Raw genomic sequence first — 19,440 nt, 5'->3', positions numbered from 1 at the left:
ACCCTGAGGTTTAACGGACCGTGTAGTGGTCCTGAAGCAGGGCGAGGGTAAGACATGAGTGCTTTTGGACGACGCAATGGGCCCGGTGGGCCGGGCGGCAATCGCCCGACCTTCGGCGTCGCGCGTCCGATGCAGGGGGGCAGTGCCGCTCCGCATCGTCCGGATGACGCAGCAAATGGCGGCTCCCAATTTCCTCCGATAGGTTCCGCCCAACTTCCGCCCGATGAGGACATCCCGGTTCCAGTCGGCGAAAAACTGACCGCCATGCAGCGGCTGAGCGAGCGCGAAAATGCCGTGGATGCTCCGCAGCAAAAGGCAGAAGGCTTCGAGGCATCTGTCCACAAGATCAAGGAACAGGTGCTGCCAAGGCTGCTTGAACGCATTGATCCTGAAGCTGCTGCCACACTTTCGAAGGATGAGCTGGCTGAAGAGTTTCGGCCGATCATTGGCGAAGTGCTCGCCGAACTGAAGCTGACACTCAATCGCCGCGAACAATTCGCCCTCGAAAAAGTGCTGGTCGATGAGCTGCTCGGCTTGGGTCCGCTTGAAGAACTGCTCAACGATCCTCTGATTTCCGATATCATGGTCAACGGACCAGAGCAGACCTACATCGAAAAGAAGGGCAAGCTCGAAATCGCGCCGATCCAGTTCCGGGACGAAGCGCACCTGTTCCAGATTGCCCAACGCATCGTGAACCAGGTCGGTCGCCGGGTCGACCAGACAACGCCCTTGGCAGACGCCCGACTGAAAGACGGTTCACGCGTCAACGTGATCGTGCCGCCGTTGAGCCTGCGCGGAACTGCGATCTCGATCCGTAAATTTTCCGCCAAGCCCATCACGCTCGACATGATGGCGAAGGGCGGTTCGATGTCCGAGAAGATGGCAACAGCGCTCAAGATTGCAGGTGCCTGTCGCTTCAACATCGTCATTTCCGGCGGTACGGGTTCGGGCAAGACCACCATGCTCAACGCATTGTCGAAGATGATCGATCCCGGTGAGCGCGTGCTGACGATCGAAGACGCTGCCGAACTTCGCCTGCAGCAGCCACACTGGTTGCCGCTCGAAACCCGGCCGGCGAACCTCGAAGGCCAGGGCGCCATCACGATCCGTGATCTTGTGGTGAACGCCCTGCGTATGCGTCCTGACCGGATCATCCTTGGCGAAATTCGCGGGTCGGAATGTTTCGACCTGCTGGCTGCCATGAACACGGGCCATGACGGCTCGATGTGTACGCTTCACTCCAACAGCCCGCGCGAAGCGCTGGGACGTATGGAAAACATGGTGATGATGTCGGACATCAAGGTGCCGAAGGAAGCCATCTCCCGCCAGATCGCCGACTCGGTGGACCTGATCGTCCAGGTGAAGCGCCTGCGCGACGGTTCACGCCGCGTCACCAACATCACCGAAGTGATCGGCATGGAAGGTCCCGTGATCGTCACGCAGGAACTCTTCAAGTTCGAATATCTTTCGGAAGACGAGAACGGCAAGATCGTGGGTGAGTATCGCTCGATGGGGCTGCGGCCCTACACGCTCGACAAGGCCAAGCAATACGGCTTTGACCAGCCCCTGCTCGAGGCCTGCCTCTAGAACAGGAATCCGTCGGGATTGCCTAATGCTGCCTGATGCTTATCAGGGCAATCGTGAGTCTCGATCCGTCACTGCTTGCACAGGCCCTCGCGCGGATGGCCGGTGGTGTCGCATTGCCCATCGAACACCTTGGCCGGCTTTCAGGCGGCGCAAACATGGAAAGCTGGTCGTTCGACTGGGGCGGCGGTGGCTATGTCCTGAGGCGCGCACCCTCTCACGAAATGATGGAAGGCCGCCCGTTCGGACACGCTGTCGAGGCCGCAATTGTGCGCGCTGCTCGTCAGGCCGGCGTGTCGGCGCCCGAAGTTGTTGGCGAACTTGTGGCCGAAGACAGGCTTGGCAGCGGATATGTCATGCGGCGGATCGAGGCGGACGTCAGCCCTGCCCGGATCCTCAGCGATCCTCCCCCTGCGCTGCTTGCAGATATTGCCCGCGAACTGGCCCGGATTCACACAATTCCAGTGAGCGAATTTCAACATCTGCCTTCAGCTGACGCCGCAACGATGGTTCGGGACTTGAAGACGCGCTTCGCAAGCTACGGCGGCGATCGTCCCGTCCTCGCGCTGGCGATAAAATGGCTGGAGGATCATGTCCCCGCTCCTGTTCCACCAACTTTACTTCACGGCGACTTTCGCATCGGCAATCTGATGGCCAATGCGGACGGCTTGGCCGCTGTACTTGACTGGGAACTTTGCCACCTTGGTGACAGGCATCAGGATCTCGCTTTTGGCTGCATCAACAGCTGGCGCTTCGGCCATATTGACCGACCAGCTTTCGGCGTTGGCGACTTGCCACAATTCTGGGCCGCCTATGAGGCTGAGAGCGGAGTTACTGTTGAGCCTGACCGGTTTCGCTTCTGGTTGATCTATTCGACACTCTGGTGGGGGATGTGCTGTCTGCAGATGGCCGACATTTGGCGAACAGGACTGGACAAGACGCTGGAACGGGCAGTGATCGGCAGACGTGTCTCTGAAACCGAAGTCGATCTGCTGATGCTGCTGGAGGAAGATGCGCCCGAAACGCAAAGGCTCCCCATTCGCCTGGATCAGCCCGCAGAGCCAAGGCGGCAGGGTGAGCCGAGCACCGTCGAAATGCTTGAAGCGCTCTCGGATTGGCTGGAAAAGGACATCAAGCCCAAAGCTGAGGGCCGTGATCGTTTCATGGCAGCGGTCGCGCTCAATGCACTTGGCATGCTCGGGCGCGAAGCATCGCATCCCATGACCATCCTCGACAAGGGTCTTGCCGATGATTTGCTCGCTGGCCGTCTGACGCTGGCGACCCCGGGCCTGTTGGCAAAGCTCAAGAAATCATCCCTAGCTAAACTGTCTGCTGACCAACCCAAATATTCGGCGCTTACCGCTGCGATCAGGAAATGGAGTACATAAGCAATGATGTTCGAACTGCCGGCCGAGATCACGGCCTATCTCGGCGAACTGGACAATTTTATCGAGCGCGAAATCAAGCCGATTGAACAGCGCGACGACAATATCCGTTTCTTCGATCATCGCCGTGAAAACGCGCGTACAGACTGGGATAATGACGGACATCCGCGAGCCGATTGGTGGGCCTTGCTTGCCGAAATGCGGGCTGTGGCCGACAAGGCGGGCCACTTTCGCTTCGCGATCCCGGCCGAATTCGGCGGAAAGGACGGATCAAATCTTGCCATGGCAGCAATCCGGTATCACCTCGCCAGAAAGGGTCTCGGGCTTCACAACGATCTGCAGAATGAAAGTTCGATTGTCGGCAATCTGGTTCAGGTCCTGATGCTGCGCGATTTCGGGACAGAGGAGCAGAAGCGGGAATTCATCCCGCAAATGCTCGCGGGCAAGATGGGCTGGAGCTTCGGCCTTACCGAAGAACATCATGGTTCGGATGCAACACATATGGACACGCGGGCCGTTCCTGAGGTCCGCGACGGCGTGGCGGGCTACCTCATCAACGGCAACAAGATGTGGACGACGGGCCTGCCCTACACGAGCCACGTCATGACCTTCGCCCGAACAAGCGGAGAAGATGGAAAGGCGCGCGGCATCACCTGCTTTGTCGTGCCAACCGATACGCCAGGCTTTGAAATCGGCGAGTATATGTGGACGTTCAACATGCCCACAGACCACCCGAAGGTGAAATATACCAATGTCTGGGTGCCTGAGAGCGCCATCCTTGGAAAGCTGGACGAAGGCCTTGCCGTGGCGCAGCATTTCGTCCACGAAAACCGCATTCGTCAGGCAGCCAGCTCGCTGGGTGCGGCACAATATTGCATCGATGAAGCGGTCAAATATGCGCGTGAGCGCAAGCCGTTCGGAAAGGCTCTGGCTGTAAACCAGGCGATCCAGTTTCCGCTTGTCGAACTTGCAACGGACGCGGAAATGTTGCGCCTTCTGATCCTCAAGACAGCAGCCGAGATGGACACGATGACCAAGCCCGAAGTGGCCATTCGCCTGTCCGACAAGGTCAGCATGTGCAATTACAAGGCCAATAGGTTGGTCTGCAATGCTGCCGATTTTGCCATGCAGGTGCACGGTGGCATGGGTTATTCCCGTCACAAGCCGTTCGAACATATCTACCGTCACCACCGGCGGTATCGGATCACCGAGGGCGCCGAGGAAATCCAGATGCGCAAGGTCGCCGGGCACTTGTTCGGCTTCATGGGCTGATGAACGCGCTGCCAGACGGACTGTTTCCTGTCACCCAAACCAATGCCCTTGAGGCGTTTGACTGGATTTTTGCGCCCTGGATCAAGGAGATGGGCTTGACCGATTGGGAAGTCCGCGAGGGTTTTGTGTCGGCGCGACTCCCGCTCAACGATCACCTGAAGTTCTTTTCCGGCGCCATTTGCGGGCAAGCCCTGATGGCTGCGATCGATACGGTTGCGAGCATGGCGTCGGCAACGGGCCCCCGGACCGGCAAGGGTACAGTCTACCAGCACACCCATTTCCTTCGACCCGCGATCAATGAAGAGTTCCGCGTCGCAGCCGAGGTCAAGCGGTTCGGCAAATCGAGCACCTATGTCGAGTGCAGCGTCACCTTTGCCGGCTCGGGAGATCTGGTCGCCCACGCAGTCCTTGAGTTTGCCTTTTGAAAACCCTGCTCATTGTCTGGCATTCGCGCACCGGCGGCAGCGAACAGATGGCCCAGGCAGCAGCGACTGGAGCTGCGAATGAGGCCAAAGTGATGCTGCGCGATGCCGCTGCTGCGGAACCTAACGACTTGCTGGTCGCAGACGGCTATCTCTTCGTCTGCCCCGAAAACCTCGCAAGCATGTCCGGCGAGATGAAGGCATTTTTCGATCGCTGCTACTACCCGGTTCTTGGCCGGATTGAGGGGCGCCCTTACGCCGTCATGATATGCGCCGGCTCTGACGGTGAAGGTGCAGCGCGGCAGATCGCGCGCATAGCCACCGGTTGGCGCCTGAAGCCTGTCGCCGAGCCACTCATTGTCTGCACGCATGCGCAAGCACCGGCAGAGATACTCGCACCAAAGACGATCGCCGAGCCCGACCTTGTTCGCTGTCGCGAACTGGGAGCGGCCATCGCTGCCGGGCTTGCATTGGGAATATTCTAGGCTTCCCAAATTCAGCGGGACAGATTCGATCGCCATTGAAGCATCGTCGTCCGTAAGGTACATCAACGGCCTTGGTCCTTTTTGGGGAGGGAGCCACAATGGCAACACTTGCCGCATCGCGTGAATCACAGGTCTCTAACGACGATCGCTTTTTCCTCCGTGCCGCGATTGTCATGGCACTCACCGTTGCAGCCGGATTTTCGTTCCAGCTGGCAATGGGTCGATCAACCTTTGCCGCGCCGCCGCTTGTTCACGCGCACGCGCTGGTTTTCATGGGCTGGGTGACACTCTACGTGCTGCAGAACGTCTTTGCGGCCACTGGCAATACTGCTCTGCACAAGCGCCTTGGCTGGATCGGGTCTGGATGGATCTTTGCCATGCTGATCCTCGGGTGCATGGTGACAGTTGCAATGGCCCGCCGCGGTCAGGTGCCCTTCTTCTTCCGGCCCCTGCATTTTCTGGTCTTCGATCCGGTGACTCTGATTGCTTTCGCAGGTTTGGTGATTGCTGCGATCCGATTGCGCCGAAAGACGGACTGGCATCGGCGCTTGCAATACTGCGGAATGTCACTCTTGACTGGCCCGGCATTCGGTCGGCTGCTCCCGATGCCTTTGCTCAAGCCCTTGGCCTTTGAAGCGACCTTTGCCGCAGTCATGATCTTCCCACTGGTTGGGATGCTGGCGGATTGGCGCAGGACAGGCGCCGTGCACCCCGCATGGAAATGGGGCATCGGTGCCATGATCGGATCGTTGGTCCTGACCGAAGCCATTACCTACAGCCCTGTTGGAACTGCGCTCTATGAATATGTCACGAGCGGATCTCCGGGTGCGAGCGTGGCTCCTCTGGAGTTTCCAGCGCCGCCTGAAGGGCCATTGGTGACAGGGCGGACTGCGACAAACTGATTGAGGTCAATGCGTCAATCGACCCTCAATCGCCCGTCAGGATCCGGTCCACCAACTGCTTCACCGTCGGCACGAACCCGTTCGAATAGAACGGGTCCTTCTTGAAGCGGAAAGCAGCATGGCCGGCAAACATCAAATTCTGCTCGGTGTCTCCGCCATGCGCAATATCCTGCAGCGTCTTCTGGATGCAGAAGCTGCGCGGGTCCGCCAGATAGCCAGTCGAGTAATCATCATGGTCCTTCCATGATGAAAAGCCGCAATGCGACAGGCAGCCCATACAGTCTGTCTGGTCCTTTCGGATCATGTCGCGTTCTTCGGTCGTGACGAAGACGAGTGTATTGTCCGGGGTCTTGAGCGCCGCGGTATAGCCTTGGCCATACCACTCACGCGCGCGCAGAAGATCACCGCGCGTCACCCAGAAGTTCCTGCCCTTCACGCCAACATCGAGCTGATGGGTATGATCCCCGGCCTGCTCACCCGAATAGGGAATCTGCCGCTCTGACCGCGCTTCGAGGTTCCTGAGGAATGGATTGCGGACGGCGCTTGAGTAAAAGCCGGTCGGGGAGAATTTGTGAAGCAGGACATCGCCCTCCTCCAGAGTCATCAGCCGGTCTTTCCAGCCTTGCGGGATCGGGCTTTCCTGGGTCAGCAGCGGACGTGTGCCGAACTGAAAGGCAATCTGGCCGAGCTCGGGATTGTCGATCCAGTGCTCCCATTCCTTGAGGTTCCAGACACCGCCTGCCATCACGATCGGAGTCTCATCCGGAATGCCGCCTTCGCGCATCGTTTCCCTGAGCGCCTTGACGCGGGGATAGGGATCTTCCGGCCGCAACGGATCTTCCGCATTCGACAGGCCATTGTGCCCGCCGGCCAGCCAGGGATCCTCATAAACAACCGCCGAGAGGAACTCGGCCGCCTTTGAATAGGCACGCTTCCACAGCGCACGAAAGGCCCGGGCCGAGCTGATGATCGGGAGATAGGAAACGCCATAGGAGGAGGCGATTTCGGACAGTTTGTAGGGCATCCCTGCCCCGCACGTCACGCCGGAAACCATGCCCTTCGTCTTTTCAAGAATCCCGTGCAGGATCTGCTGGGCTCCACCCATTTCCCAAAGGACGTTGATGTTGATCGCGCCGACGCCCCCTGAAAGTTCCCACGCCCGCTGGACCTGGGCAATGCCACCAGCGATGCCATACTGGATGAGTTCGTCATGCCGTTCGCGCCGTGTGCGGCTGGCATAGACCTGGGGAATGATCTTGCCGGTCGGATCATAACTGTCGGCGTTCACCGCAGACACAGTGCCGATTCCGCCTGCAGCCGCCCAAGCGCCCGCACTCGCGTGGTTCGTTGCCGAAACGCCCTTTCCACCTTCAATCAGCGGCCAGACTTCGCGACCACCGTAGACAATCGGCTTCAAACCCTTGAACATCCCAACTCCTGCAAACACCCCGATTTAACTCATATAATCATGGCAACCGGAAATGCTCCTGTTTTTTCCGCATTACGCCTGACGAGCCACTTCCGCCAGCAGTGCATCGATTGCCTCGATCGATTCCCGCTCATCGAGTTCGGGAGGATGCCCGGTCCGCGAGATGATGCTGAGCCGCGCATGGGGTAGCCGCTTGACCATTGCAGCTGCCGTATCAGCAGACAGGATGTCCGATAGTTCACCCCTCAGAATATGGACGGGAACGTCGCGCAGTGCGTCGAGCGCCGGCCAGAGATCAACAGCCACGGCTGGATGGCGCATGGGCTCTGCAATGCGCATGTCATAGTCTGGCACAATCCGGCCCTGCGCCGTAAGCCGATTGAGCCGCTTGGACAGGCTGATCCATTGCGTAATCTCGTAATCAGGGTGCGCTGTGGCCAGAATATTTTCGGTTGCACGCGCTGCATGCATCCAGCTTGGCCAGCTGGCAGACTTGCCGACATAGCCACGAATTCGTTCAAGCCCTGCCTCCTCGATCACCGGACCGATGTCATTGAGGAGGGCTCCGGCAATGCGCCCCGTGCGGTGCGCCGCAAGCATCATCGTCATCAATCCGCCAAGCGACGTCCCGAAGCACACAAAGCGGCCGATCTGCAACGTCTCCAGCAGATCCTCGATGTCCTGCAGATAGGTGAGCGGCCCGTAACTCATGGGCAGCTTGGAATAACCGCTTTCTCCCCGGCCGCGCAGGTCGACGCAGATCAGCCGCCATTCGCCTGAGAGCCGTTCGGCAACATGGGCAAAATCGCGGGCGTTTCGAGTCAGGCCCGGAATGCAGAGAATGGGAGGACGGTCAGTACGACCGGCATAATCGCGATAATGCAACCGCAAACCGTCCTTCGACCACCAAAAGCCATCTTCATGTTGCGTCTGTGCTGCCATCGCTCCCATATCGCCTCATGATTCGAACTCCGCAACCCGGCATCCTGCGCCCCGCCCGCGACATATTGGACATAGCCGACTTTATCGGCGATCCTGTGACAGGCGCCGATTTTCCCGAAACGCGCGTGCGCTTTCGCAATGACCGCTGGGCGAAGACTGTCGGCCTAGCGGATCTCGACGACGCCCAATGGGCCCTCCACTTCGGCCGCTTTGCGCCGCTGGCGGGCTCGCTCGAAACGCCGCTGGCCCTGCGCTATCACGGGCATCAGTTCCGGGTCTACAATCCCGAAATCGGGGACGGGCGTGGCTTCCTGTTCGCGCAACTGCGTGACGGGGAAGGCCGTCTGCTGGATCTTGGTACCAAGGGTTCGGGCCAGACGCCCTGGTCCCGCTTTGGCGACGGGCGGTTGACGCTCAAGGGTGCGGTGCGCGAAATCCTTGCAACGGAGATGCTTGAGGCCTTGGGCGTCAACACGTCGAAGACCTTTTCCGTGATCGAGACGGGCGAAGCCTTGCACCGCGGAGATGAGCCCTCGCCGACACGTTCCGCGGTCCTTTTCCGGCTGAGCCACGGCCATATAAGGATCGGCAGTTTCCAGCGGCTGGCGACTCTGGGCGATGATGCCAATCTGGCGCGGCTGACGGATTATGCCCTGGCACGCTATTATGACGCGCCGGGCGGGGACGATGCCGCGGTTCGCCTCCTCTCGCACGTGACAGAGCGCACGGCCGATCTGGCCGCATCCTATATGGTCGCGGGCTTTGTCCACGGGGTCCTCAACAGCGACAATATCAACATTTCCGGGGAGAGTTTCGATTATGGCCCCTGGCGCTTTGCGCAGGTGTTCGATCCCGGCTTCACTGCCGCCTATTTCGATGAGGGCGGGCTCTATGCCTTTGGCCGGCAGGCCGAGGCCATTCATTGGGACGTGGTCCAACTGGCCATCGCCCTGTCGCGGATCGCGGACCAGGAGGCGCTTGTCGACGCGCTCAATCGCTTTGCCGATCTGTATCGCGAGGCGCTCGTCCGCCGCATGCTGTGGCGGCTGGGCGTCGCGCCCAAGGGAGCCGAGAGCGACATTGGACTGGTCCAGTCGATCGAAGCGGCCCTGATTGCCAGCCGGGTCGAGATCGACCGCTTCTTCTTTGACTGGCAGGGCGGAACGCGGCGCGCTGCCTCGCCCGCGGACGCGGCTTATGCCGAAGAGAGCTTCGCCGATGTCCGCCAGCGCCTTGCAGGCTATCAATCCGCACGACCCTTGGACCACCCCTATTGGGCCGGAGAGGCGCCTGTCTCGATGAGCATTGAAACGGTCGAAAACCTGTGGTCCCATATTGCCGAGCGCGACGATTGGGGCCCGCTTTATGCCCATATCGAGGCGGTGCGCACGATGGGTCAGGCCATGCTGGGCTGAACAGCGGGATCAGTTCCGCTTGGGCTTCGGTAGCGGCGGTGCAGGGGATTTGGGCGCGGCCGGCGGCGGGGCGACCGGCGGCGGGCCCGGCTGGATCGCGGCCAGATTGGCGGGCTGGATCGAAACGCCGACAAGCCTCCAGCGCCCGACCACCCATTGATAAAAGAGTTCGAAGCCGATTGCCGTCGGTCGCAGGCCGAAATATCCGTGCAGTTCCAATATGTCCCGCTGCGGAAGCCTTGGCGGTGCACTGAAGGTTGGGGCGAGCAGCAACGCATTCGACAGATCGATGCCGCTTGCGCGGAGCGATGCGAAGATGGACGCCAGCTTGGCCGAATCGTTGAGGATCTGGAAATTCGGCGCGGCAAGATCGCGCAGCACCGAATAATTCCCGGCCAGATTGGCATGATCGATCGCAGCCATTGTGCTCCAGACCAGCTTGTTGAGTTCAAGCGTATCCGGAACGGGAATGGGTGAGGGCTGTGCGGGCGCCGGACGGGCCTGCTGGGCCCAAGCCGGACCGAGCGGAGTCAGCGCTGCAAGCACGGCGAGCAGCGCCCATGCAAGCCGGGCCGGAACGAAACGCCCCGGCCCCACTCTGCCCGCAAACCTCGGCAATGCTACCATGCAAACTGGAAGCCGCCGCGCGCGCCGACCTCGCCCGAATTCAGGCCAATGCCGACACCAGCCGAGATAATCGCCTTGTCACTGACGCGCGCGGAAAAGGCGGTCGTGGCCGCCGTGCGGTTCTGGTAATAGCCAATGCCGCCCGAAACGGCGTATTTCGCATCGGCGGGCACATAAGGCGATTCAAGCGCCAAGGCCATGGCAACGCCTTCATTCGCCTTGCGAATATCACGACGATTGATGTCATTGAGGCTGAACAAGGTATTGACCTGCCCCGGCAACGCCGCGAGCTGGGTCAAGTTGATGTTGGAACGGCCTATCGTTCCGCCGGCATCAGCCGTGAGAAGGCTGACAGGACCGGTTTGGGCAGCGGTGCTCGCCGTCAGATCGCCAATCGTCACAGAACTGCCGGTTCCGCCAAGCACGACCTGATTGGCACGGGTGGTTGTTGCATTGAAGCCAACGGCCGTTGATCCCGTAAAGCTAGCGTTAGACCCTGCGCCTACCGCAGTGGCGTTGGCAGCAGAAGCCAATGACAAGTCACCCACCGCAGTAGCGCGAGACCCGGAACCGGTCGCCTGGTTGCCGAATGCCGAAGCATTGGCGCCCGAAGCGACGCTGCTCTTGCCGAACGCCGTCGAACGTACGCCCGTTGCCTGCGCCTGATGCCCGCCCGCCGTCGCAAATTGGGCCGAAGCATTGGCCTGCCAGCCGAATGCCTGCGCGCCTGTTCCAGACGCGACTGACTCACCGCCAACCGAAGTCGAGTGGAAGCCCGACGCATTGGCCTGATCGCCAATCGCCACAGCATCTTCGTTGGTTGCCATTGCCAGATTGCCAATTGCCACCGACGTGCCCAGCGACGCCGCAGCGGTCGTAGGATTGCCTGCCCCCTGCTGCGTCATCGCACCAGTGCCAATCGCAATTGAGTTTGTTGCCGCTGCAGTTGTCAGGGCAGTAATGTTGCCGGCCCCGTCAACCGCGGCCGCACCGAAAGCAATAGACCCATCGCCGTTTGCAGTCGCACCAAAGCCAACTGCTGTAGCCAGGAAGCCATCTGCCAGACTGGAATTGCCGAACGCGGACGCACCCGTATTCAAAGCACCTGAATTGTTGCCAACGGCCGTCGAAAGGTCGCCGCTGGCCAGACTATTATCTCCGAAGGCTGCACTATCGACACCCAAAGCTACAGAATTGCCGCCAACGGCAAGTGCAAAATCGTTCCCAGCCGTCGCGCCCTGACCGACCGCCGTTGCATGCATGCCGGCTGCAACACTGTCTCCACCAATTGCGGTCGACATAGGGCCAGTGGCCGTTGAGGAATCGCCAAATGCGCTTGAATCGTCCCCCGAAGCAACGGACAAGGCGCCAAAGGCCTGACTAAAGTTTCCAGTTGCAAATGCGTCCTCACCATAAGCATTCGCTGCAATGCCGGACGCGAAAGAATTATGGCCGATGGCATTCGCGCCAGCGCCATCAGCAATTGCGCCATGACCATAGGCGCCCGAATCTGTACCGTTGGCAGTTGCTAGAAAGCCGACCGCTGTCGCAAAATCTCCATTTACCTGACTTCCCGTCCCAAAAGCTGATCCTCCTACATTGTTTACAATTGCAAAACTTCCCACGCCGGTTCCCGAAGCAGCGGCTACCATGGCGTTGCTTCCAGCAGCAGTTGCCCATGTGGCAAGCGCCTGCGTGGAGTCACCGACTGCCAATGAATTTTGTCCAGAAGCATTTGCCAGCGAGCCCACCGCGGTCGCGGAAAGGGCCGTAAACGTATTCGCCCCGACTGAAGTCCCAGCGATGCCAGCTACTGCCTGAAATCCGCCCGCAAAGCCAACGAGGTCCGCACTGCTGCCAAAACCCACCGCTGTGCCGCCAATACCCCTGACTGTTGTCTCCGCACCAACGCCCGTGCCCAAGTCCGATTGAACATTGCTATTTGCCCCAAGCGCAACGGTTTCTGTACCGCCAGCAAGAGCGCGGCTGCCCCCCCCAAGCCCAAGGAAGCCCGGCGATGTCGCCATATTGCCAATTGCTGTTGATCCGTCTCCGCTCGCGTTCGTGAGATTGCCAACAGCAGTACCTCCGACCCCTGGGGCTTGTGCGCTTGCTCCAACTGCCACTCCACCATTTCCCAAAGACGTAGCACCGGCACCATAGACCGTTGAGCCAGAACCGGACCCAACGGAGCCAGCGCCTGTCACCGTTGAATTGTCGCCAGACGCCGTTGTGTTCTGCCCTACTACCGTCGCATTGACGGCCCCGCCCGTCGTCGAATTCGTGCCGCATTCGGTTGATCCTGCCGCTGCACCATCGTTGCAATCGGGCGTCCCATCGGCCCAGGCCGGGGCGGCAATGGTCAGCGCAGCCGCGCCCGCCAGAAGAGTGAGGCGACGTCGACGCAATCCGGAAACAACAAGCATGGCATTACTCCTTACGCAAACAAACTCATGTCTCTTATGCGCGCGGGGCGTGGTTTGGATGCAGATGGGCCCGCATTTGTCGCAGCCGATGCCGTTCAGCACCCGGCGGCACACTGTGTTGCGGAAGTTCCAATGTGGAGCTAGTGCAGCAGTGCATGACCGCATCCGAAATCATCTCGTTCGAACCAGCGACCGGCGCTGAATATTGGCGTCGTCCGGTGGGCGATGTGGATGCCGAGGTCGCCATCGCGCGGCAACACTGGGTCGAATGGGCGTCTCAGCCCGTCACCGTCCGGATGGAAGCGTTGCGCCGCTTTGTGAATGTCGTGCGCAGCCGGGCCGAAGAGCTTGCCGATTGCATCGCGCGGGAAACCGGCAAGCCGCTGTGGGAAGCGCGGACCGAATCCGAAGCCGTTATGAACAAGGTGGAGATTTCGATCTCTGCCTATCTCGAGCGGACGTCGCAGCGGCGGCTTGACGGCAATATGGGTGCGCGGATGGCCGTCCGGCACAAGCCGCATGGCGTGCTCGCGGTACTGGGCCCCTATAATTTCCCGGCCCATTTGCCCAACGGCCATATCGTGCCCGCGCTGATTGCGGGCAATGCCATTGTCTTCAAGCCTTCGGAAAAGACACCGGCGACGGGTGCCCTGCTCGTCGAGTGCTATCACGCCGCCGGGATTCCCGAAGGGGTCGTCCGGTTGCTGGTCGGCGGGCCCGATGAAGGCCGGGCGCTGGCGGGCCATCCCGATATTGACGGGCTGCTGTTCACGGGCTCGGCGCGCACCGGCGTTGCGCTCAACCGGCAATATGCCGATACGCCGGGCAAGATCCTCGCGCTCGAAATGGGCGGGAACAATCCGCTGATCGTGTGGGATGCCGCAGACATTCCCGCCGCTGCCGCACTGGTGGTCCAGTCTGCCTTCCTGAGCGCAGGGCAACGCTGCACCGCGGCCCGGCGGCTGATCGTCCAGGATGGCGCGCATGAGCCGCTGATTGCTGCGGTCAAGGGATTGGCGGACCGCCTGATTGTGGGCGAACCGCATGCCACGCCCGCGCCCTATATGGGGCCGGTCATTGATAATGGCGTTGCGGACCAGTTGCAGGAAAGCTTCCTCGACCTGATGATGAAGGGCGGGCAGCCGATCAAGCAGCTCGACCGGCTGATCGCGGACAAGCCCTTCCTCTCTCCCGCCATCATCGACACGACGCGCGTTGCCGAGCGCCCTGATGTCGAGCTGTTCGGCCCGATCCTGCAGGTGATCCGCGTCGCCGATTTTGACGAGGCCCTTATCGAAGCGAACAACACCCGCTATGGCCTTGCCGCCTCCCTTATCGGCGGGGCACCCGAACTTTATGACCGGTTCTGGGCGAACATCCGCGCGGGGGTGGTCAACTGGAACCGTCCGACAAACGGGGCGCCATCCAATGCGCCCTTTGGCGGGGTCGGCCTTTCGGGCAATCACCGGCCGAGTGCCTTTTATGCCGCAGACTATTGCGCCTATCCCGTCGTCTCGACCGAGGAGGATCAGGCGCGCGCCGTGATCGGCGTCGGCCTCAGGGACGTGGCGCAAAGCTGAACTAGCGGGCCTGCAACAAAGTCTGGTTTGTCTGTTGGGGCCGATCGTCCCATTTCCACCACATGAAAAATCCCCTTCCCCATGCCAAGGGCGGGGTCCTGCTCGTGGGAGCCGGACCCGGCGATCCGGGCCTCCTGACCGTCAAGGCCGCTGCTGCCCTGGGTCGTGCCGATCTCGTCGTGCACGACGGGCTGGTTGATGATGCCATATTGGCGCTCGCCAATCCGCAGGCCGAACTTCTCTCTGTCGCGAAGCAGCGCAGCCGCCATTCCGTCCCGCAGGAGCAGATCAACCAGATCCTGGTCGAGGCTGCGCAGGCCGGGCGCACCGTTGTCCGTCTCAAATGCGGTGACCCCTTCATTTTCGGTCGCGGCGGTGAGGAAGTCGAAGCCTGTCGCGCTGCCGGCGTGGCGGTGGAGGTCATCCCCGGCATTTCAGCCGCAATCGGCTGTGCGGCCGAAGCCCTGTTGCCGCTTACCCATCGTGACGCTTCAAGCGCCGTCAGTTTCGTTGCCGGTCAATGCAAGGGCCTGACCGATCAGGACTGGTCCGGCCTTGCCGGCAAGGGGCGGACGCTGGTCATCTATATGGGTGTCGCAACGGCTGAAGACGTGGCGGACAAGTTGATGGCGGACGGCGTTTCGCCCGCAATGCCGGTTGCCGTGCTTGAACGCGGAACCCGTTCGGGCGCGCGGGCCCTGCGGTCCCTGCTTGCCGATCTAGGCGGATTGATGAAGCGCGAAGCCGTCAAGAGCCCTGCCATCATTGTTGTCGGCGAGGTCGTGCTCCGTTCCGATGCCCAAGACCGGCTTTTGGCATATGCAAACATGGCGGAGGCAGCGGCATGAAAATCCTGACGGGCAATGATCTGGCCACCGGGGCCGTCACCTGGTGGGCCGGGAGCTGGTGGTCGATCCACGTCGAAGACGCCGTTGATGTCGGCGAAGGCGGCGAAGCCATCCTCGCGCGGGAAGAAGGTGCCCGGCGCGTCAATGCGCCTTACATCATCGAGGCCGTGTCGACGCCGGAAGGCCCCCGCCCGGCCCATATCAAGGACCGGATTCGTGCGCTCGGGCCAACGGTCCGCGTCGACCTGACTCTGAAACCCGCCGATCCAGACATCGGCCAGTGGGTGATCTGACATGTACAAATATGATACTTACGATCAGGCAATCGTCGATGCGCGGGTCGAGGAATTCCGCGACCAGGTGAAGCGCCGCATTTCGGGTGAGATGAGCGAGGACCAGTTCAAGCCGCTCCGCCTCATGAACGGCCTCTATCTCCAGCTGCATGCCTATATGCTGCGCGTCGCCATTCCTTATGGCACGCTCGACAGCCGGCAGATGCGGATGCTGGCGCATATCGCCCGGAAATATGACCGGGACTATGGCCATTTCACCACCCGGCAGAACATCCAGTACAATTGGATCAAACTCGAAGAAACGCCCGACCTCCTGGCAGATCTCGCGTCGGTCGAAATGCACGCGATTCAGACGAGCGGCAATTGCATCCGGAACATCTCCTCCGATCAATATGCAGGCGCGGCAGCTGATGAAGTCGCGGATCCGCGTCCCTGGGCCGAACTGCTGCGCCAGTGGAGCACCTTCCATCCGGAATTCAGCTATCTGCCACGCAAGTTCAAGATTGCCGTCATTGCCAGCCCGGAGGATCGCGCGGCGATGCGGCTGCACGATATCGGCATCGAGCTGGTGAAGCGCGACGACGTTCTTGGCGCACGCGTCTTTGTTGGCGGCGGCATGGGACGGACGCCCATGATTGCACCGGAAATCAACGACTTCGTGACCGCGGACAATCTGCTCAGCTATGTCGAGGCCTGTTTGCGGGTCTACAATCGCTATGGCCGTCGCGACAATATCTACAAGGCGCGGATCAAGATTCTTGTCCACGAACTGGGCGCGGAAGAATATGCCCGACAGGTCGAGGAAGAGTTCGCGCATGTGAAGACCCTCGGGCTCGATCCGCCGGCAGCGGAACTCGAGCGGATCTCGACTTTCTTTGCGCCACCGGCTTTTGAGACCGGCCTTGCCGACGCAGTCGACAGCAGCGACCCGGATTTCGCAGTCTGGCTTGACCAGAATGTGAAGCCGCACAAGCAGCCCGGCTATGCCATTGTGAACATCAGCCTCAAGCCGACCGATGGCATTCCGGGAGACGCGTCCTCGGCGCAGATTGACCTGATGGCGGACCTTGCGGAGAAATTCAGCTTCGATGAACTGCGCGTCACCCACGCCCAGAACATCGTTCTGCCGCACGTCGCCAAGCGCGATCTCTACACGATATGGCAGGCTCTGGACGAAGCAGGCCTTGCTTCACCCAATCTTGACCTCATCAGCGACATCATTGCCTGCCCCGGCCTCGATTATTGCAGTCTTGCCAATGCCCGGTCGATCCCGATTGCGCAGAAGATCGCCAAGCGCTTCGAAAACCTCGATCGTCAACGCGACCTTGGCGAGCTGAAGCTCAAGATTTCAGGCTGCATCAATGCCTGCGGTCATCATCACGCCGGTCACATCGGCATTCTGGGTGTCGATCGGAAGGGAACCGAGAATTACCAGCTTCTGCTTGGCGGATCGGGCGCGGAGGATGTGTCGCTCGGCAAGATCACGGGTCCGGGCTTCGATGAGGACGGCATTGTCGATGCAGTCGAGCGCGTGACGGACCGCTATGTCGCGCTGCGCGAGAAGAATGAGCGTTTCCTGGATACCTATCGTCGTGTCGGCTTCGAACCGTTCAAGGAGGCGATCTATGGCTGAGTCCCCATCAGCGAACCAATGGCCTCGCTTCCGCGATGATGAGCCGCTGGAGCAGCCCGCCGTTACACTCGATGCGTTTCTCGATCAGTCAAACGCGACGGCTGTCCGGCTTGAACCGGACGAAGATGCGCGACTGCTGCTGCCGCATCTTGACCGGCTCTCACTTGTCGAGGTTGCCTTTCCGAAATTTCGGGACGGGCGCGGCTATTCAACCGCCCGGGTCCTGCGGGAGGCTGGCTACACAGGCGAGTTGCGCGCGCAGGGTGATGTCCTGGTCGACCAGATCCTGTTCATGCGCCGTTGCGGCTTTGACAGTTTCGCCCCTGAATCCCCGATCAATGAAGAGGTCGCAGCTGCAAGCCTGGCCCGATATGAGCATGTTTATCAGTGTGCCGCCGATGCGGCAGTACCTGTGTGGAAACTGCGCCATGGCCAGTAGTGTCGCCCGCGTCATCGACAGGATCGATACCGCACCGCGTTATGACGAAACGGATGCCATTCGCCTGAACAATCTGTTCCGCGGTCGCGATACCGTTGAAATGCTCACGCTTCTGATCCGCGAGAATATGCTTGGAGAGGCTGCAATCGTCTCGTCGTTCGGGGCAGAGTCGGCTGTGCTTCTGCATCTGATCGGCTCGATCGATCCTGCCGTTCCGGTGCTCTTCCTTGAAACAGGCAAGCATTTCCCGGAAACGCTTGCTTACAAGGACTTGCTGATCGAAAAAATCGGCCTCACCAACGTGAAGGTGATCACGCCCGATCCTGAGCTCCTTGCCCAAAAGGATGGAACAGGATTGCGTTGGTCCTACGATCCCGACGGATGCTGCGAAATCCGCAAGGTCCTCCCGCTCAAGGCGGCGCTGGCACCCTATGATGCGCAATTCACGGGCCGCAAGGCGTTCCAGTCTTCGACCCGAGCCGCCCTGCCCCGCTTCGAGGTGGAAGAGGGTCGGTTGAAGGTCAATCCGCTCGCGGATTGGGACAAGGCGCGGATCGACGCCTATTTCGAGGAGCATGACCTGCCTCCGCACCCATTGGTCGCCCAAGGCTATCCTTCGATCGGCTGCGCACCGTGCACAAGCATGGTCAAACCGGGAGAAGACCCGCGCGCTGGCCGTTGGCGCGGCTGGGACAAGGTTGAATGCGGAATCCACACCCCCGTCGCTGACCCGGACGATCCTGCGAACCTGCCGGCGTTTTGATCTTTCCGTCGCCCCTGCGCAGGCAGGGGCCTCAGCGCGAGTTAACGCCCAAGCGTCAAATAGGCCCCTGCCTGCGCAGGGGCGACGATGTCTTGGATCACCGGTCGACCTCTTTTCCAATCACACTATGATAGCAAGGCAGCGAAAGGAGTCTCCATGATTGAAACCGCCGTCGTGACCGGTGCGGCATCCGGCATTGGCCTTGGAATTGCCCGAGCCCTGATAGCGCAGGGCGCCCGTGTCGTGCTCGCCGACATCGAGATTGATCGTGCACGCGCCGCTGCGAATGACCTCGGGGCGAATGCACTTGCCATGCCGGTCGATCAGGCTGACGAAGCCAGTATCGTCGCGCTCGCCGACACTGCGTTCGGGGAGCTGGGACAGGTTGATGCTGTCTTTGCCAATGCCGGCGTTGGCGCGGGAGGCCCCATCTACAAGACACCGCAACGCAATATCGATTGGGTCCTGAGCGTGAACCTGATGGGTCCGCTCTGGCTCGCTCGCGCGTTCGTACCGCGGATGATCGCGCAGCAAGGCCCGTCCCGCTTCGTGGTGACCGGATCGGAACATTCGCTTGGTTTGCCGGATCGCGGCGGACAGGCGTCAATCTACACCATCTCGAAACATGCTGTGTTGGGCTTTGCCGAAACACTGCGCCGCGATCTTGCTGAAACACAGGTCGGCGTGTCGATCATCTGCCCGGCTGTTGTCACGACCGACATCTGGAATCCGCTGCGGACCCGGCACGAACGCTTTGGCGGTCCCCGCATCATGGAGGAGCGACCGACAGGACAGGTTGGCCTTGATCCGGACACGGCAGCCGCCCGCATCCTCGATGGCCTCGCGGCCAATGAATTCTATGTCTTCACGCACGGCGCCGACATTGCCGAAGTCCATGACGCTCAATCCAGCGAGATCGAGGCAGCGCTTCGCCGGTTTGCAGAGAGATACGGCGCGGACGCCTGATCGCCCGCCGATCGCCCCTGCGTCGGGGC

At 60.7% G+C, this 19,440-nt stretch carries 18 protein-coding genes; 14 read left to right on the top strand and 4 right to left on the bottom strand.

Going from position 1 to position 19,440, the window contains the following annotated elements; translation table 11 throughout:
- Window positions 1-54: 54 nt before the first annotated feature.
- The 6 genes from K0O24_RS07925 (at window position 55) to K0O24_RS07900 (ending at window position 6,050) form a co-directional block, all read left to right on the top strand.
- Window positions 55-1,587 (top strand): TadA family conjugal transfer-associated ATPase, encoded by a 1,533-nt coding sequence (locus tag K0O24_RS07925; RefSeq protein WP_219895292.1) that lies wholly within the window; start codon window positions 55-57, stop codon window positions 1,585-1,587.
- A 53-nt stretch (window positions 1,588-1,640) separates the two neighbouring features.
- Window positions 1,641-2,972, top strand: a complete 1,332-nt coding sequence (locus K0O24_RS07920) for a phosphotransferase family protein (protein WP_246611173.1) — start codon at window positions 1,641-1,643, stop codon at window positions 2,970-2,972.
- Between the two features lie 3 nt (window positions 2,973-2,975).
- Complete coding sequence (locus K0O24_RS07915) at window positions 2,976-4,241, top strand: acyl-CoA dehydrogenase family protein (RefSeq protein WP_219895290.1); 1,266 nt, start codon at window positions 2,976-2,978, stop codon at window positions 4,239-4,241.
- Window positions 4,241-4,666, top strand: a complete 426-nt coding sequence (locus tag K0O24_RS07910; protein WP_219895289.1) for a PaaI family thioesterase — start codon at window positions 4,241-4,243, stop codon at window positions 4,664-4,666. The genes K0O24_RS07915 and K0O24_RS07910 overlap by 1 nt, the downstream gene beginning before the upstream one ends.
- Before the next feature lie 47 nt (window positions 4,667-4,713).
- Window positions 4,714-5,148, top strand: a complete 435-nt coding sequence (locus K0O24_RS07905) for a flavodoxin family protein (protein ID WP_219895544.1) — start codon at window positions 4,714-4,716, stop codon at window positions 5,146-5,148.
- A gap of 98 nt (window positions 5,149-5,246) precedes the next feature.
- Complete coding sequence (locus K0O24_RS07900; protein ID WP_246611172.1) at window positions 5,247-6,050, top strand: hypothetical protein; 804 nt, start codon at window positions 5,247-5,249, stop codon at window positions 6,048-6,050.
- A gap of 25 nt (window positions 6,051-6,075) precedes the next feature.
- On the opposite strand, the gene K0O24_RS07895 is transcribed toward K0O24_RS07900, so the two are convergent.
- Complete coding sequence (locus tag K0O24_RS07895; RefSeq protein ID WP_219895288.1) at window positions 6,076-7,479, bottom strand: NAD(P)H-dependent flavin oxidoreductase; 1,404 nt, start codon at window positions 7,477-7,479, stop codon at window positions 6,076-6,078.
- Window positions 7,480-7,551: 72 nt separating this feature from the next.
- Window positions 7,552-8,421 carry an alpha/beta fold hydrolase gene (locus tag K0O24_RS07890; protein WP_219895287.1) on the bottom strand — a complete coding sequence of 290 codons (870 nt, stop codon included), beginning with the start codon at window positions 8,419-8,421 and terminating at the stop codon, window positions 7,552-7,554.
- Window positions 8,422-8,438: 17 nt separating this feature from the next.
- Here K0O24_RS07890 and K0O24_RS07885 point away from each other — a divergent pair, with 17 nt between their 5' ends.
- Window positions 8,439-9,836, top strand: a complete 1,398-nt coding sequence (locus K0O24_RS07885; protein WP_219895286.1) for a protein adenylyltransferase SelO family protein — start codon at window positions 8,439-8,441, stop codon at window positions 9,834-9,836.
- A gap of 9 nt (window positions 9,837-9,845) precedes the next feature.
- Here K0O24_RS07885 and K0O24_RS07880 read toward each other — a convergent pair whose 3' ends face one another.
- The gene (locus K0O24_RS07880) at window positions 9,846-10,433 is read right to left on the bottom strand and encodes a hypothetical protein (RefSeq protein WP_219895285.1); all 588 of its coding nucleotides are present in this window, start codon (window positions 10,431-10,433) and stop codon (window positions 9,846-9,848) included.
- A 23-nt stretch (window positions 10,434-10,456) separates the two neighbouring features.
- Window positions 10,457-12,889 (bottom strand): YadA family autotransporter adhesin, encoded by a 2,433-nt coding sequence (locus K0O24_RS07875; RefSeq protein ID WP_219895284.1) that lies wholly within the window; start codon window positions 12,887-12,889, stop codon window positions 10,457-10,459.
- Window positions 12,890-13,044: 155 nt separating this feature from the next.
- On the opposite strand from K0O24_RS07875, the gene astD reads away from it, so the two are divergent.
- From astD to K0O24_RS07840, 7 genes are all read left to right on the top strand, one after another.
- A complete protein-coding gene (gene astD / locus K0O24_RS07870) occupies window positions 13,045-14,469 on the top strand; it encodes a succinylglutamate-semialdehyde dehydrogenase (protein WP_219895283.1) in 1,425 nt (474 codons plus the stop codon).
- A 62-nt stretch (window positions 14,470-14,531) separates the two neighbouring features.
- Window positions 14,532-15,317, top strand: coding sequence for a uroporphyrinogen-III C-methyltransferase (cobA, locus tag K0O24_RS07865; protein WP_219895282.1), 786 nt, complete (start codon window positions 14,532-14,534; stop codon window positions 15,315-15,317).
- A complete protein-coding gene (locus K0O24_RS07860) occupies window positions 15,314-15,610 on the top strand; it encodes a DUF2849 domain-containing protein (RefSeq protein WP_219895281.1) in 297 nt (98 codons plus the stop codon). Before cobA ends, K0O24_RS07860 begins: the two co-directional genes overlap by 4 nt.
- A 1-nt stretch (window position 15,611) precedes the next feature.
- Window positions 15,612-17,243, top strand: a complete 1,632-nt coding sequence (locus tag K0O24_RS07855; RefSeq protein ID WP_219895280.1) for a nitrite/sulfite reductase — start codon at window positions 15,612-15,614, stop codon at window positions 17,241-17,243.
- Window positions 17,236-17,682, top strand: a complete 447-nt coding sequence (locus tag K0O24_RS07850; RefSeq protein WP_219895279.1) for a DUF934 domain-containing protein — start codon at window positions 17,236-17,238, stop codon at window positions 17,680-17,682. Before K0O24_RS07855 ends, K0O24_RS07850 begins: the two co-directional genes overlap by 8 nt.
- Entirely contained in the window at window positions 17,672-18,445 is a 774-nt protein-coding gene (locus K0O24_RS07845; RefSeq protein WP_219895278.1) for a phosphoadenylyl-sulfate reductase, read from the top strand. Before K0O24_RS07850 ends, K0O24_RS07845 begins: the two co-directional genes overlap by 11 nt.
- Window positions 18,446-18,601: 156 nt before the next feature.
- Window positions 18,602-19,411: an SDR family oxidoreductase gene (locus tag K0O24_RS07840; RefSeq protein ID WP_219895277.1), complete on the top strand. Its 810-nt coding sequence runs from the start codon at window positions 18,602-18,604 to the stop codon at window positions 19,409-19,411.
- Window positions 19,412-19,440: the final 29 nt, after the last annotated feature.

Source organism: Aquisediminimonas profunda, from assembly GCF_019443285.1.
Taxonomy (GTDB): Bacteria; Pseudomonadota; Alphaproteobacteria; order Sphingomonadales; family Sphingomonadaceae; genus Aquisediminimonas; species Aquisediminimonas profunda.
Note: the sequence above shows the minus strand (reverse complement) of the source record. Positions and strands in the feature narration are given on the sequence as shown.

What these genes read in the sequence shown, in the direction of transcription:
- K0O24_RS07925 (WP_219895292.1), top strand. Translation starts at nt 55, where the DNA reads ATGAGTGCTTTTGGACGACGCAATGGGCCCGGTGGGCCGGGCGGCAAT.
- K0O24_RS07910 (WP_219895289.1), top strand. Translation starts at nt 4,241, where the DNA reads ATGAACGCGCTGCCAGACGGACTGTTTCCTGTCACCCAAACCAATGCC.
- K0O24_RS07850 (WP_219895279.1), top strand. Translation starts at nt 17,236, where the DNA reads ATGGCTGAGTCCCCATCAGCGAACCAATGGCCTCGCTTCCGCGATGAT.
- K0O24_RS07885 (WP_219895286.1), top strand. Translation starts at nt 8,439, where the DNA reads ATGATTCGAACTCCGCAACCCGGCATCCTGCGCCCCGCCCGCGACATA.
- astD (WP_219895283.1), top strand. Translation starts at nt 13,045, where the DNA reads ATGACCGCATCCGAAATCATCTCGTTCGAACCAGCGACCGGCGCTGAA.
- K0O24_RS07875 (WP_219895284.1), bottom strand. Translation starts at nt 12,889, where the DNA reads ATGCTTGTTGTTTCCGGATTGCGTCGACGTCGCCTCACTCTTCTGGCG.
- K0O24_RS07845 (WP_219895278.1), top strand. Translation starts at nt 17,672, where the DNA reads ATGGCCAGTAGTGTCGCCCGCGTCATCGACAGGATCGATACCGCACCG.
- K0O24_RS07905 (WP_219895544.1), top strand. Translation starts at nt 4,714, where the DNA reads ATGGCCCAGGCAGCAGCGACTGGAGCTGCGAATGAGGCCAAAGTGATG.
- K0O24_RS07895 (WP_219895288.1), bottom strand. Translation starts at nt 7,479, where the DNA reads ATGTTCAAGGGTTTGAAGCCGATTGTCTACGGTGGTCGCGAAGTCTGG.
- K0O24_RS07915 (WP_219895290.1), top strand. Translation starts at nt 2,976, where the DNA reads ATGATGTTCGAACTGCCGGCCGAGATCACGGCCTATCTCGGCGAACTG.
- K0O24_RS07900 (WP_246611172.1), top strand. Translation starts at nt 5,247, where the DNA reads ATGGCAACACTTGCCGCATCGCGTGAATCACAGGTCTCTAACGACGAT.
- K0O24_RS07840 (WP_219895277.1), top strand. Translation starts at nt 18,602, where the DNA reads ATGATTGAAACCGCCGTCGTGACCGGTGCGGCATCCGGCATTGGCCTT.
- cobA (WP_219895282.1), top strand. Translation starts at nt 14,532, where the DNA reads ATGAAAAATCCCCTTCCCCATGCCAAGGGCGGGGTCCTGCTCGTGGGA.
- K0O24_RS07855 (WP_219895280.1), top strand. Translation starts at nt 15,612, where the DNA reads ATGTACAAATATGATACTTACGATCAGGCAATCGTCGATGCGCGGGTC.
- K0O24_RS07890 (WP_219895287.1), bottom strand. Translation starts at nt 8,421, where the DNA reads ATGGCAGCACAGACGCAACATGAAGATGGCTTTTGGTGGTCGAAGGAC.
- K0O24_RS07860 (WP_219895281.1), top strand. Translation starts at nt 15,314, where the DNA reads ATGAAAATCCTGACGGGCAATGATCTGGCCACCGGGGCCGTCACCTGG.